This window comes from Vibrio metschnikovii CIP 69.14 (assembly GCF_000176155.1).
In the GTDB taxonomy this organism is placed as follows: Bacteria; Pseudomonadota; Gammaproteobacteria; order Enterobacterales; family Vibrionaceae; genus Vibrio; species Vibrio metschnikovii.
Window position 1 is genome coordinate 572,232 of record NZ_ACZO01000007.1, and the last position, 14,606, is coordinate 586,837.

The window sequence follows — 14,606 nt, forward strand, 5'->3', positions numbered from 1 at the left end:
TAACCGAGATAGAAGATGAACAATCAGAGGGGGGCGTGAATGCCCAAAGGGATAAATATTCCTGCCAATCTACTTAGCATTGCTATGAGCGTTGGATAATACATGACCTCGCTCATGCTTTTAGTCAGCTGGATCCCCCCTCTCCAATAGAAGAGGAAAAGAAGATGTTGAGTGTGATTATTTCTGGCCATGGCACGTTTGCTTCAGGCATGGAAAAGGCTATGCACCAAGTGATTGGGGCACAAGAGCAATGTGTAGCGATTGACTTCCCTCCGGAATCGACGACCCAACAACTGCAAGAACAATTTCGAACCGCAATGGAGAACGTTGGTACACAAGATGGGCTGGTATTTATCACCGACTTATTGGGTGGTAGTCCCTTTCGTATCGCGTCAACCCTTGCTTTAGAACACGGTAATATAGAAGTCATTACTGGGGCTAACCTGCAATTAATTTTGGAGATGATGTTGGAGCGTGACGAACTCAATATTACCGAGTTTAGAGAACAGGCCTTGTTATGTGGCCACCGTGGAATGACATGTTTATTTGATGAGTTAGCCAAACAATCACAGACCGAAATGGCATGTGAAGGCATTTAACCAAATGCTTTTGTGATATGTCGAGGAGTGAATAAAGTGAAAATTTATGTAAAACAGATTCTTACAGAACAAGGATGGCAGCAAGATTACATTATTACTATCGAAGATGAGTGTTTTACACAAATTCGGCCTAAGCAACCCGAAGACGATGTATCCACCATGGTGCAAGCGGATGTGATGTTACCAGCATTGATAGACTCACACGTGCATGGTGGCGCTGGTGTCGATGTGATGGACGGTACGCTCGAATCATTAACGAAATTATCACAACACTTAGCCAGTCAAGGCGTCGGTGCTTTTCTCGCAACCACGGTTACCGATCAGCTACCACATATTGAACGCGCTTTGATTAATGTGGCTGAAGCCATGGTGCAAGGTGTTCCTGGGGCGACGATTTTAGGCAGTTACTTAGAGGGTCCCTATTTTACCGAGAGGCATAAAGGTGCTCATGATTCGAGTTTATTTCGTGAGCTAGACACACAGGAATTGGATCATCTGATCGCTGTGAGTCGAGATACATTAAAAGCCGTCGCGTTAGCGCCAGAAAAAAATCAGGCATGCTACGCCATTCGTCATTTGAAGCGGCGAGGAGTCAACGTGATGTTGGCGCATACCAATGCGAGTTACGCCCAAGCACAGTCGGCATTTGAGGCTGGTGCAGATGGGGTTGTCCATTGCTACAATGGGATGAGTGGTCTTCATCATCGGGAACCTGGTGTTGTGGGGGCTGGATTAAGTGACTCTCGAGCTTATATTGAGTTGATTGCGGATGGTCATCATGTTCATCCAGCGGCAATGAAAATTTGTGTCAGTTGTGCCGCAGAACGTTTAGTGCTGATCAGTGACGCTATGTGTGCGACTGGTCAACCTGATGGTGAGTATTTCTTGGGCGGTAATTTGGTCCGTATGCAAAGTGGCATTGTGACAACTCAAAAAGGGGGGTTAGCGGGGAGTACTTTAGCATTATTCCAAGGGGTGAAGAATTTATCAACCATGGTGGGTGTAGAACTAAAATACGCGATTGAATCAGCCAGTTTATTCCCGGCTCGTTTACTAGGTATCGAACATACATATGGTTCAATCGCCATCGGTAAAAAAGCCAATTTTTTATTTGTTAACCCAGCGTTTGAATTAAAAGAAACCTGGGTAAATGGGAATAAAGTATGGTGCTTTAAATAAAAAATCACAGAGTAAAAATATTAATGATTTAGATGATCATTTAAATAATCCTTAATTAACTATAAATAATATATTATTTGAGTGGCGTTTTTATACGCCATAGGAGACCTTATGTATCTAATATCTTCACATGAAATGCTAAAAGACGCTCAGAGAAACAACTATGCGGTCCCTGCATTTAATATTCATAATTTAGAAACGATACAAGTGATTGTTGAAACCGCTGCTGAAATGCGTTCCCCTGTTATTTTGGCAGGGACGCCGGGGACTTATAAACATGCCGGTGTTGATTACTTGGTTTCTATTTGTAAAGCTGCCGCTAAAAAGCATAAATTACCACTGGTATTACATCTAGATCACCATGAAAGTATTACTGATATAGAAGAAAAAATTCATGCTGGGATTCGTTCGGCCATGATTGATGCCTCTCATTCCCCTTTTGATGAGAATATTAAAACCGTTAAAGCTGTTGTTGATATGTGTCATCGTCATGGCGTCTCTGTTGAGGCAGAGCTGGGACTGCTTGGGGGGCAGGAAGACGATCTTATTGTTGATGAAGCCAATGCACAATTAACCGATCCAAGCTCAGCGAAGGAGTTTGTTTTGCGTACGGGGATAGATTCTCTTGCAGTTGCTATTGGTACGGCTCATGGTTTATATAAATCAGAGCCTAAATTGGATTTTGAAAGATTAGCGGCGATTCGTCAGTGTGTTGATATTCCTCTTGTTTTGCATGGCGCATCGGGTATTTCTGATGAAGATGTACGTCATTGTATTGCATTAGGTATTTGTAAAGTTAATGTGGCGACTGAATTGAAAATTGCTTTTTCAGATGCAATGAAAGGGTATTTGTCTAGCCATCCTGATGCGAATGATCCTCGACAATATTTAGTTCCAGGCATGCAGGCAATGAAAGAGGTGGTCATTAGTAAAATTAACGTTTGTGGCAGCGCAAATAGAATTTAACTTGATTTTATAATAATTATTTTTTGCTTTGTTTTTAGTTCAGGTCTCCCCCCTATGTTTACCAAGACTGGATAAAGCGTTTCATTGTTCGCAATGTTTACCACCTGTTTTATAGGTGGTTTTTTATTTTGAATAGAAATTAAATAATGAAAATGATATTTCCTTTGCAATAAAAACTTTAAATCGGTTCAGACTTTTAAATTGGTTTCTTTTTTATTTCGTTATATTTTTATTTGTGACTTAAATCATTCGTTTTATTTTCTTTATCTGTAATATAAAGGTTTAATCCATAAAAATAAGGTTTTAATATGAAATGAAATGAAATGAAGCCTTTGGCTTTTCGTCTGAAAGTGATGCCAATATTATTAACAGCAGCGATATATACATCGTGGTCGGTTAATGTTTTGGCCGCACCACTCAGTAATCTTAATCTAGATAGCATCATGCAGAATGGGCAATCTGTTTTTTTGCATACCATTGATAATCAACATGTAAAAATTAATTTTATTAATAGTCACGTGTTTCGTTTACAAGCCAGCCATAACGACATTTTTACAGATGTTAAAACGGATGCAGTCAACGATCAGTGTGCTAATTTTAAATGTGATAACAGTGATTTTAATGCAGAAGCGCTGCCCAACATTGTTATTAATGATCAACAAGGTTATGTCGCGATCAATGTTTCACAACAAGGTGAATATCATCTCATTACAACCGACGCCCTTGCACTACGTGTTTACCATGCACCGTTAACTTTTGCTTTATATAAATCCGATAATATGACACCGCTATGGAGAGAATTGCAGCCGATAGACCTAGGTGCCTCGGTGGATGGTTTTGACCAAAGTGAACTCAAATTTTATAACAGCAATCTAAAAACGGTACAAACGTTATCCAGTAGTAAGGATGAACATTTCTACGGTGGAGGGCAGCAAAATGGAGAGTTTGAATTTAATGGTAAAATTCTCAAAGCGTCGTATTCTGGCGGCTGGGAAGAATTTGATCGCCCGAGTCCTGCTCCTTTTTACTTCTCAGATAAAGGATATGGCGTGTTACGCCATACTTGGCGAAATGGTGCGCATGATTTCCGCAGTATTGATCAAGCGGTATCTTCTTATAATGAAAACCGTTTTGATGCCTATTATTTTGTTGGGGAGACGCTCCACGAAATAGTTGATCACTATACAAACTTAACTGGACGTCCACATTTGATGGCTCGTTGGGCTTATTATTTAGGTGATGCTGACTGCTATCAAAATAAAAATGGTGCTTATCCTTCTGGTTGGCCTGATTCGCCAGGAAATACAAGAGATGTGGTGGATCAAGTCGCAATACCTTATAAAAATCACGACATGCCAGTGGGTTGGATTTTACCGAATGATGGTTATGGGTGTGGATATTCTGATCTGGCGGGTACGGTGAGTGAGCTAGATAAGCTAGGAATTCAAACGGGGTTGTGGACACAAAAATCACTGGATCAAATTCGTCAAGAAGTCAGTGATGGCATAAAAGTGTATAAATTGGATGTAGCTTGGACAGGCCCAGGAAAACTTTATTCATTGGCAGCGAATAATGATGCTCATATAGGATTGATGGAAAACTCAACAACGCGAGGCATGATTTGGACCGTCATGGGATGGGCAGGAACACAGCGCTACAGTGTGACTTGGACAGGCGATCAAGCGGCAAGTTGGGATTATATACGCTGGCATATTCCAACATTTATCGGTTCTGGATTATCGGGACAAGCTTATGCCTCTTCAGATGTTAATGGTATTTTTGGTTCGGGTGCCGAAACTTTTACTCGTGATCTCCAATTTAAAACGTTCACACCAGTATTAATTTCTATGTCAGGTTGGGATCGTGGGGAGCGTAAGCATGCTTGGTGGCATGATGGTGATTTTAATGGCAAATTGTATCGGGATATCAATCGGGATTATTTGATGTTGAAGTCTGCCCTTATGCCTTATATGTATCATTACGCTTATCAAGCCGATCAATCGGGATCGCCACTCGTTCGAGCCATGACTTGGGAGTTTCCTGATGACGCGCGTTTGAAAAGTGAAGAGTTTAAATATCAATACATGTACGGTGAGTCTTTATTGGTTGCTCCGGTGTACGAGCCAATGGCAAAAAACAATGGTTGGTATAAACAACTCTATTTGCCCACAGGCGAATGGATAGACTTTTGGGACGGGACTCGTACCTCTGTGCCGGATGGGGGAAAAGTGTTGGAATACTATCCCGTTACGATTGATCGAATCCCCGTGTTAGTTCGAGCTGGTGCGATTATCCCGATGTATCAAGGGGCGCGTTCTGATGCACTACAAGATCAATCACATGTGATCATGCAGGTTTTTCCGCACGGTGAAAGCCACTTTACTCTTTATGAAGATGATGGTGAAACCCGTGCCTACCGAGAGCAGAATGCTTACGCAGAAACACAGATCCATGTACAAGCTCCGCATATAGGTACTCCGGGTAATATTACTATCACGATTGAGCCAGCTGTTATACATCATGCTTATGATGGGCAAATTAATCAGCGCAGTTATCACATTCAAGTGAGTTCATTGATTGCTCCGCAGTTAGTTAAGCATAATAACCTCGTGTTGAATCAACATCAGACTCAAAATAACTTTGCACAAGCGGATGAAGGATGGTTCTTTGACTCATCTGACAAAAATGGTGTAGTACATATTAAGCTTCCTAAACAGTCCGTATATGAGCAGCAGCAAGTCATGATTGATATTGATGAAGCGGCAATATGGCCAGAAACGCTACCATATCCACAGCCCAACTATCATACGGAATTTGATAAAAGCTTGCTCAAAATTGTTAAACCAATGCCAGCTGAACCTGGAACACCTTTTGTGAATGCATTAGATGGTGATGTGGCAAGCTTATACCATTCACCATGGGAGCCGACAGAACCATCCGAACAAACTCCGATGGATTTTATTGTTCAATTAGGTGGCACATTTAACGTTTCTGGTTTTACCTATTTACCCGATGAAATGGCCGGTAACGGAACTATTACTCAATATCGTCTTTATCTATCGACGACTAATGGTAACTGGGGAGAGCCCGTTGCAGAAGGAACTTGGCCACAAACAGAGGCGTTAAAAATAGCGGATTTTTCAGAAACTGAAGCGAGTTATTTACGTTTTGAAGCGGTTGCCGCTTCGGGTGGCTTTGTCAGTGCGAGAGAGTTTGACATTATTGCAACGAAAAAGCGCACGCCAACCAAAACGATCGAATTAACCGAAGATCATCTCACGATCGAAGGAGAGGTAAAAGTGGGTTCGTCGGTAACGGGTAGTGAAATGCAGATGAATGGATTGAATTTTCAGTCCGGTATTGGAATGCAAGCACCAGCAAACGTCAGTTTTAGCCTTGATGGAACTTGGACGCGCTTAACAGCGGATGTCGGCATCGATGACAGTTGTAAAATTGAAGGCAACAAAGTTAAAGCGAGCGTTTATGCCGACGGTGTAAAAGTATGGGAATATGATCTAGAAGGTCCAGCGGTAGTGAAACCGGATTTGGATTTATACAACATCAAACACATTATATTGCGTACTGATGATATCGATAACGACGTGACGGGGGATTGTGTCAACTGGGCTAATTTAAAATTAACTGGCCCAGAAACAGCAACCTTTAATGAGTTTGATCGGACGGCGATTCGCTTTATTGAAAAACCCAAAGCGCAATCTGGTTCTGAAATCGAAAAAGCTTTCGATGGTGATCTGAATAGTATTTATCATTCACCATGGTTCCCTGAACACGATTCTGAAAAAGCGCCGCAACATTTTGTGATCGATTTGAGTGCTGACTTTATGGTTAGTGGGTTTAGTTATGTTGCACGACCCGGTGCAGGAAACGGAGCAATCGGTGATTATCGTCTCTCTTTGTCTGAAGATGGTCAGAACTTCATAGAAGTTTCGGTAGGAACTTTTGAGCATCGTGATGGCGTGCAAAAATTAGAATTTTCACCGTATCAAGCGAAATACCTGAAATTTGAGGCGTTATCCGGTGTGGGTGACTTCGTCTCGGCTGCTGAGTTTGATGTATTTGCTCAGAAAGTGAAAAACAAGAACCCTATCGAACCGGAGTTATCATCAAGTTCAGGGGGAAGTATGGGGCTGTTCTATTTATGGCAATTATTCCTTGTTGGTTTAGTTCGTTACTATCGCTCCAAGTTTAGTTTTTGTGACCCGAAATAGTAGTTTTTATGTTAAACCTAACCCCTACTTGCCTAAGTAGGGGATTTTCGCTTTTATTTTACTCATCAGTATAATACTGCACGCCAATTTGAATTCGTGGTCTATCATTAGCCACCCGCCAGCGGTTGGTATCACGCAGTGAATAGATACAGCCGCAGTATTCTTGTTGGTAAAAACGTTCTCGCTTGGCCAGTTCAACCATGCGGCTTGCTCCACCTTGTTTGCGCCAGTTAAAAGTCCAGTAAGCCAGGTTTGGGTAACGTGCTGCAGCGCGTTGACCACAGTCATTAATTTGTTGCATATTTTTCCAACGCGAGATCCCTAAGCAACTGGTGAAGGTATCAAATCCATTTTCATGGGCATATAAAGCGGTGCGTTCAAAACGCATGTCAAAGCACTCGGTGCAGCGAATGCCGCGCTCAGGTTCCCATTCCATGCCTTTGACCCGTTCAAACCAGTTTGGCGCGTCGTAGTCAGCGTCAATAAACGGAATACCCAGTTTTTCAGCAAAACGAATGTTCTCTTCTTTACGGATCAAATACTCTTTTTCTGGATGGATATTCGGGTTATAGAAAAAGACCGTAAGCTCGATTCCCGCGTTAACTATTCGCTCCATCACATCACCAGCGCAAGGGGCGCAGCAAGAGTGCAGTAAAACGTTGTTCGAGACGTTGGGGGTTTCTAAGATAATACTTTGTAAAGTGGACATAAGAGTAAAGACATGAGGGTGAATAAATAATGTTAACGTATTGTACCAATATGCAGCCAGTTTTCTAGCGATTAATGATAAGTCTAAAAAGTAGATGAAAGTTGGATCTTTTTTGATTTTTGCTGTTTAAACATAACGATACTTTATGTTTATATTCAATTTTTAATCAAATACGAATCCAAGTAGTGATAATTGTTTTTATTTAACATTATAGTGTTGTTTTTATTGATTTTTATTTTATTCATTTACCATGATTATGGTTGTTTTTTTTATAAAAATTATAGACGTATTGTGTAAAAAACTTGTGCTATGATTCGCATCGATGAGCAGAGTGTTTTTGTGGAGTTCTGTAATGAATCGTAAAACCAGCGCAGCACTCATGTCGGTGGGTTCTAATAGCACGTTAATTGTGATGAAAATGACGGTGGGGATTTTTAGTGGCTCGGTGAGTATCATTTCAGAAGCCATACACTCTGCCATGGATCTTATTGCGGCATTAATTGCGTTATTTGCCGTTAGTACCTCCGATTTACCACCAGACGATAACCATCCTTACGGACACAGTAAAATTGAGAACGTTTCAGGCGTATTAGAAGCGTTATTGATTTTGGGTGCTGCAGCATGGATTGTCTATGAAGCGATCAGTAAGCTGTTTAATCCTCAGCCAGTCAGTGCAATAGGGCTAGGCGTAGTCGTGATGTTGATTTCTGCTCTGGTTAACTTATTGGTTTCAAGATACCTTTATCGGGTGGCTAAAGAAGAAGAGTCTATTGCGCTACAAGCGGATGCTCTGCATTTAAAAGCGGATGTATTAACCTCACTCGGTGTTGCGGTGGGGCTATCGGTGATGCTAGTTGCCGGATACTTAGGTTATGACTGGTATTTTGTCGATGCGATTGTGGCCATCTTTGTTGCGGTATTTATTTCTCGTGAAGGGGTGAGCTTGTTATGCGAAGCGTTTCGCCCTTTATTAGACCATAGTATTTCGGACCAAGAGTTAGCGCTGACTTGTCAAACCATTAAAAGTGTTTGTGGGCCAGAGATGAGCTTTCATCAGTTACGTACTCGTTATTCAGGCCGTCACCGTCATATTGATTTTCATCTTACTGTACCTAAATCGATGTGTGTCGATGCTGCCCACCAACAATGCGATAGAATTGAAGCGGCGATCATGGCTGTGCTGCCCAATGCTGAGGTGTTAATTCATGTAGAGCCCGATTATCGCCATTCAACGTAAGGTGTTGTGAGTCGTCAATCGGTCGGTATTTGTAATTAACGGTTGCTACCCAATAGTAAAGGCCTCAAAATGGCGGACTTTGCGCGGCGGTGTCGCGTTGTTTATTTTATTACTATTGAGAATCATATATGGGTTTTACCTCGCTCGGTCTTTCTGCACCAATCCTTAAAGCTATTGAAGAGAAAGGGTATAACACGCCTTCGCCTATCCAAGTGCAGGCCATTCCTGCGGTATTAGAGGGCAAGGATGTCATGGCAGCAGCTCAGACTGGCACAGGAAAAACAGCTGGCTTTACATTGCCTATTTTGGAGCTTTTATCAAAGGGTCCAAAGGTTCGAGCCAATCAGGTGCGCGCTTTAATTCTTACTCCTACCCGTGAGCTGGCTGCGCAAATTCAAGAAAGTATTCTAGTCTACGGTCGCCATCTGCCATTAAGCAGTGCCGTTGTCTTTGGTGGAGTGAAAGTCAACCCTCAAATGCAGCGGATGTGTAAAGGGGCGGATATTTTAGTGGCTACCCCTGGTCGATTGATGGATCTGTATAACCAAAATGCGGTCAAGTTTGATCAACTGGAAATCTTAGTCTTGGATGAAGCGGATCGCATGTTAGATATGGGTTTTATCCGTGATATTCGTAAGATACTGAAATTACTGCCAGAAAGACGTCAGAACTTATTATTCTCGGCAACGTTTTCGGCCGAGATCCGTGAGCTTGCCAAAGGTTTAGTCAATAACCCGGTTGAAATTTCAGTCAGCCCTGCCAACTCAACGGCAAGAACCGTTGAACAGTGCATTTATCCGGCTGATGTGAAAAAGAAACCAGCCATGTTGGTTAAATTGGTCAAAGAGGGTAATTGGCAACAAGTGTTGGTCTTTATGCGTACCAAACATGGTGCGAACCGCTTAGCGACGTATTTAAATGAACAAGGTTTAACTGCGGCGGCGATTCATGGTAATAAAAGTCAAGGCGCACGTACCCGTGCGTTAGCCGATTTTAAAGCGGGTGATATCCGCATTCTGGTCGCCACCGACATTGCCGCACGTGGTATTGATATTCCTCAATTGCCACAAGTGGTCAATTTTGAGTTGCCTAAAGTGGCTGAAGATTATGTCCATCGTATCGGCCGTACTGGTCGCGCAGGAGAAGTGGGTAAAGCGATCTCGTTTGTGTGTGAATTGGAAGCACCGGAGTTATTTGCTATTGAACGTTTAATTCAAACGGTGTTACCTCGAATGAGTTTGGCCGGTTTTGAGCCAACTAATGTTGTCCCTGAATCGAAGTTAGATGGTCGTCCGCTTAAACCTAAAAAACCCAAAAAAGTGAAGAAGCCGACAGCGACTCAGCAAAATACGGGTCATCGTGGTCAAACGTCCGGTGAGGGACGCCCTGCGAACAAATCCAATCCTAATTCAGCGAAAAAGAGTCCGTCACATCGTACTCGTCGCCCATCATCAGCAGTCAATACGCCGGTCGTTAAATCTGCTCCTCGATCTGCTTAAATCCGATTGATGAAAGTCGCGCACTGCACTTTATGGAGTGCGCGATTTAAAAAATGACGGTTATTTAGCGATTTAGCCTTTAGTGTATTAACCTTAGTGATGAGTGTTTTCACGTAAAAGGTGATAAGGATATGCAAAAATACACACAACTGGCAGTGGTGCTTGGGGCGTTTTTTTCTGGTTCTGCGCTGGCGGCGAATGCGGTCGCTGATGCGCGAGGGAATGCAATGGGTAATACTGGGGTAACTACCTCAGATTATCTATTAGCGCCGTTTTATAACCCAGCGTTAACCGCAGTTTATCGTAGTCGAGATGATTTTGGCGTGCTATTACCCGCGGTCGGTATTAACCTGCGCGATAGCGATGATAATTTATCGACGATTGATGATTTACAAGATGTGATCAAAGCGTTTGAAGCTGGTGATACTTCACAAGCAACGCAAGATCGATTGAATCGTTATTTAGATGACTTAAATAACAATAAACCTTTTGCAGTGTCTGGTGGTTTAGGTGTTGCCGTCGCCATTCCGATGAACCGAGTTTCATTAAACTTTTTTGCGCGCGGCTACGTTGAGATCCTCGCGAAAGCACAGATCAGTGATGATGTTGATCCGGTCAATCGCTATCAAGACTCTAGTGTTGATCTCATGGCTTTTGGTTATTCCGAATACGGGCTTGCAGTGGCGAAAATGGTGCAGTATCGCGGCCACCAATGGGCTATCGGTGTGGCGCCGAAAATCCAACAACTCAAAACTTATCAACAGAGCTTAAGTGTTAAAGAATTTGATTTAGATGATTATGATCAGAGTGAAACCAGTGACAGCGCTTTTAACCTCGATTTAGGTGTCGTGTGGCTAAAAGATAACTATCGCGCAGGTGTGGCGGTAAAAGATCTGTTTAGTCAAAAAATCACGACATTTAATGGCATCAATCAATACAAATTGGACACTCAAGTTACCGTATCGGGTGGTTATGTCACCGATGCTTTCACCGCTGCTGTGGATTTAGATCTCACCAAACAATCTCGTTTTGACGGCAAAGGAGATGATACCCAGTTCTTACGCTTTGGTATTGTGAAGGTAATGCATGGCGTTGGGCACAGTTACGAGCTGGCTATGAGATTGATTTAGAAAGTAATCTTGATAATGCTATTACCGCAGGTATTGGTTTTAGTCCGTTTGATGTGGTGCGCTTTGATTTAGCAGGGAACTACGCTGGTAAACATCAGATGGGGGTTGCCGCTAACCTTTCGCTGACTTTTTAAGCTGATATTTATCGCGTAGAGTGATGCTCTTGTCTAAATAGAGATAAAGCGGCGGGCCTATGCTCGCCGCTTTGACATGTATAACCGCTTCAGGTCTACTCGACGTTGAAGCGGTTTTTTATTTTATTTCAATGCGTTATTTATTATCTGATTAATAAACTGATAATGATTTTTCACTTCATCGCTCACGTGTCTTGAAAGGCGCATTTTACGAATCGTGTGGAGTTGAGCTAAGGCCTCAGAGCGAGTCACAAAATCGTGCTCACTTTCATTCTCTTTATCAAGATTTGCGATCACAATCAGGCGTTGCACATAGCTAACCTGCAGCATTTGACTGATGCTGTTGACTTGTCTGGCATCGACAAAAATGGCGTTAGTTAATTCACTGAGCATCTGATTGACGCTGTATTGATTACCATACAATCGACTATCGCTGAGACGCATCGTGACGTTAGGATGCAATAGATGATCGAGGATCATTTGCTGCATAGCAAAGAGGCGTTGGTGAGGTTTCGGATCCTCATTGATACCGTATCGAGCAAATCCGCGTCGTTGAGGCTGCATATAATTGAGTAGCGGCATCATTTCTTGCAAGACATCGGGGGCAAAGACATAGTTTGCTAAGGTACGCATCGCGCGCTGTTGATCAGCAAGTGCGACGGGAGTAAATGGTTTGACTTGTGGATCTTGTCCAACCACCGCTCGCTCAACATAAATACCACCGATATAGCGCGAAACAACATTGGCTTGATTGAGATAGTGATTAAAGAGCACATTGGCGCTAATCAACAGTTGTTGATGGGATTGACCAGGTACGCGCGCCGTTTGCAATAATTGAGGGTAGGTGTGCTTAATCAGCTCAAAACGTTGTGTCGCATAAGTGATAGGGTCTGAGCTGTGGGCGCCAATCATTGCCCGAGGATCGATGTGGACGCCAGGAAAGCGCATATCATCCGCATCGTTAGCAAATGCCAATTCAGGCTGATGGGAACGCTGTAAAATACTTTCTAGGCGTTGTGACTCTTGTTCAGGATCAGCCAGCGCTGCTGAGTAGCCATATTCAATCGCCCAGATATCGTAAGGCCCAGGTAAGTAACTGTAATAATCACCTTGAGGTTTACCTACGGGGGCTAAGTTAATCGGTGCGTAATCCATTACCGATCCCGACAATACCCCTTTAGTCAGCGATTTATCGTGAATTTGTTCATTATCCCATAAAGAATGAGACTTCATATTATGATTCAGCCCCAAGGTATGCCCCACTTCGTGCATCACTAAATGGCGTAATCCTTGCTGTAAACGTTCATTGTCGGCAAACGCTTCTCCGGTTGGCAAACCATAAGTTGCTCTTGCCATCATTAAACCTTGCTGTAGAGAATGGGCGGCAGAGCAATGCACTGGTTGTCCGTTAATGGTATGAGTGTGCGTTTGCTGAGTTGGATTGACAGGCGCGAACACTTGCTCGGTTAACCAAACATTAGACAGAAAAATATGCTCTAACATGATGTTTGCGGCAATAATTTCACCGGTTAAAGGGTTCGCCAGCGAAGGGCCGTAACCGCCAAACAGAGGTTGAGGAGAAGAGGTCCAGCGTAGTACGTTATAATTAATATCTCCCGCTTCCCACTCGGCATCATCCGGCTGCTCTTTGACGACCAGTGCATTTTTAAATCCCGCAGCTTCAAAGGCGATATTCCATCCTTCTACCCCTTGGCGAATCGCCTCTCGCCACTCATGAGGTGTCGTATTTTCTATCCACCACACAATGGGTTCTACGGGTTCTGAGAGCGCTTGCTCTGGGTGTTTTTTCTCCAAGTGCCAGCGATTAATCACATCACCATAAGGTGCCCAACTGCTATCGGTCATCCGATCAAACGATTGAGTAAAGTAGCCAATCCGTGCGTCATCAGCGCGTGGTTGATAGTCATTCTCAGGCAGTGCAATCAATGAATGTTGAAGACGGATCTGCGTGATCCGCGCATCGGCTTGAGCCGCCGAGCTCTCTTGTGGCTCATTGTTTAAGAATACATAGTCGATTACCACGTCGACATTACGTGGATAGACGCGCTCCGCGCTAAAACGCGAGCGATGTTCGAGCAGTTCACCCATCATGAACCCTGCTCCTGATGAACGTCTGTCGAGAGTTGGCGTTAGTTTATGCAGTGCATCGCCGATGAATAATCGATCCGCGCTGAGTAGGATTTGCCCTTCTTCCTCGGCAATGATCGGTAGGGTTGCCAGTGTCGCTTGACTAATATTCGCGTTAGCTGCGCGGGAAAGAGGGTTATTGGGATCAAATTGAAAACGAGGATTCAACGCAACGATATCAATTCTATCGAAATAACGGCGAAACTCGATGACGCGAGTTTCACGAAAGTTGCCCCGAAAATGTCCTGCTTCAACAATACCATCCAGACTTTGGGCGAGATAAATCATTGGCTGGTTGAGCTGTGATTCATTGATGGCAAATAACGTTTCACCGGTAGTTTGGTCGCGATAAAAAGTAAGGAAACCTTCTTTATGACTCATGGTTTCAACAATACTGCTGTAACTCATGGAGTCATCGGTAGTAGGCTCTTCAGCCCATAGCGGTGAGGAGCTTAATAGTGCTCCAGCGAGTAGCGCGGTGACTAAACGTTGACGAGAATGCATTATCATGCGGTAACGGTCCTTTATTATTGGAGGATATACCCTTCCTATTGGAGACGGTAGCGGTGTTTGCTGTGTGCCTTTACCCTAATCACCGAGTGATTTGCGTATAGGGAATGACTAGACTGGCTAACTACCTGCAACGTCAGGTCGATAGACGCACAGGCAACCACACACTTCAAACCTAGCTCATTGAATAGTCGCGAGTATTGAGCTTGGCTATCAGACCATTATGCAACAATAAAGTTTATTTATGGAGGGTAGAAAAGAGTAAA

General features: G+C 43.2%; 8 protein-coding genes and 1 pseudogene. 7 read left to right on the top strand and 2 right to left on the bottom strand.

Annotated features, from left to right (window positions below; translation table 11 throughout):
- Positions 1 to 164: 164 nt before the first annotated feature.
- The 4 genes from agaF to VIB_RS14220 all read left to right on the top strand — a co-directional run bounded on the left by agaF (position 165) and on the right by VIB_RS14220 (position 6,973).
- Complete coding sequence (agaF, locus tag VIB_RS14205; RefSeq protein WP_004396897.1) at positions 165 to 599, top strand: PTS galactosamine/N-acetylgalactosamine transporter subunit IIA; 435 nt, start codon at positions 165 to 167, stop codon at positions 597 to 599.
- Positions 600 to 635: 36 nt separating this feature from the next.
- Positions 636 to 1,778 (top strand): N-acetylglucosamine-6-phosphate deacetylase, encoded by a 1,143-nt coding sequence (gene nagA, locus VIB_RS14210; RefSeq protein WP_004396898.1) that lies wholly within the window; start codon positions 636 to 638, stop codon positions 1,776 to 1,778.
- A 111-nt stretch (positions 1,779 to 1,889) separates the two neighbouring features.
- On the top strand, positions 1,890 to 2,744 hold the full coding sequence (locus tag VIB_RS14215; protein ID WP_004396899.1) for a tagatose bisphosphate family class II aldolase: 855 nt from the start codon (positions 1,890 to 1,892) through the stop codon (positions 2,742 to 2,744).
- Positions 2,745 to 3,067: 323 nt separating this feature from the next.
- Complete coding sequence (locus tag VIB_RS14220) at positions 3,068 to 6,973, top strand: discoidin domain-containing protein (protein ID WP_004396900.1); 3,906 nt, start codon at positions 3,068 to 3,070, stop codon at positions 6,971 to 6,973.
- Between the two features lie 58 nt (positions 6,974 to 7,031).
- Here VIB_RS14220 and VIB_RS14225 read toward each other — a convergent pair whose 3' ends face one another.
- Positions 7,032 to 7,682 (bottom strand): epoxyqueuosine reductase QueH, encoded by a 651-nt coding sequence (locus tag VIB_RS14225; protein WP_004396901.1) that lies wholly within the window; start codon positions 7,680 to 7,682, stop codon positions 7,032 to 7,034.
- 352 nt (positions 7,683 to 8,034) lie between these two features.
- Between VIB_RS14225 and VIB_RS14230 the strand changes: the two genes are divergently transcribed.
- The 3 genes and pseudogenes from VIB_RS14230 to VIB_RS14240 all read left to right on the top strand — a co-directional run bounded on the left by VIB_RS14230 (position 8,035) and on the right by VIB_RS14240 (position 11,682).
- Positions 8,035 to 8,919, top strand: a complete 885-nt coding sequence (locus VIB_RS14230; protein ID WP_004396902.1) for a cation diffusion facilitator family transporter — start codon at positions 8,035 to 8,037, stop codon at positions 8,917 to 8,919.
- 128 nt (positions 8,920 to 9,047) lie between these two features.
- Positions 9,048 to 10,418 carry a DEAD/DEAH box helicase gene (locus VIB_RS14235; RefSeq protein WP_040905241.1) on the top strand — a complete coding sequence of 457 codons (1,371 nt, stop codon included), beginning with the start codon at positions 9,048 to 9,050 and terminating at the stop codon, positions 10,416 to 10,418.
- A gap of 131 nt (positions 10,419 to 10,549) precedes the next feature.
- Positions 10,550 to 11,682, top strand: a pseudogene (locus VIB_RS14240) (conjugal transfer protein TraF).
- A 123-nt stretch (positions 11,683 to 11,805) separates the two neighbouring features.
- Here the strand turns inward: VIB_RS14240 and VIB_RS14245 are convergent.
- Positions 11,806 to 14,340, bottom strand: a complete 2,535-nt coding sequence (locus tag VIB_RS14245; protein ID WP_004396905.1) for a zinc-dependent metalloprotease — start codon at positions 14,338 to 14,340, stop codon at positions 11,806 to 11,808.
- Positions 14,341 to 14,606 lie beyond the last annotated feature (266 nt).

Excerpts from the sequence above, each read along its gene's own strand:
- agaF (WP_004396897.1), top strand. The coding sequence starts at position 165 with ATGTTGAGTGTGATTATTTCTGGCCATGGCACGTTTGCTTCAGGCATG.
- VIB_RS14215 (WP_004396899.1), top strand. The coding sequence starts at position 1,890 with ATGTATCTAATATCTTCACATGAAATGCTAAAAGACGCTCAGAGAAAC.
- VIB_RS14220 (WP_004396900.1), top strand. The coding sequence starts at position 3,068 with ATGAAGCCTTTGGCTTTTCGTCTGAAAGTGATGCCAATATTATTAACA.
- VIB_RS14225 (WP_004396901.1), bottom strand. The coding sequence starts at position 7,682 with ATGTCCACTTTACAAAGTATTATCTTAGAAACCCCCAACGTCTCGAAC.
- VIB_RS14230 (WP_004396902.1), top strand. The coding sequence starts at position 8,035 with ATGAATCGTAAAACCAGCGCAGCACTCATGTCGGTGGGTTCTAATAGC.
- VIB_RS14235 (WP_040905241.1), top strand. The coding sequence starts at position 9,048 with ATGGGTTTTACCTCGCTCGGTCTTTCTGCACCAATCCTTAAAGCTATT.
- VIB_RS14245 (WP_004396905.1), bottom strand. The coding sequence starts at position 14,340 with ATGATAATGCATTCTCGTCAACGTTTAGTCACCGCGCTACTCGCTGGA.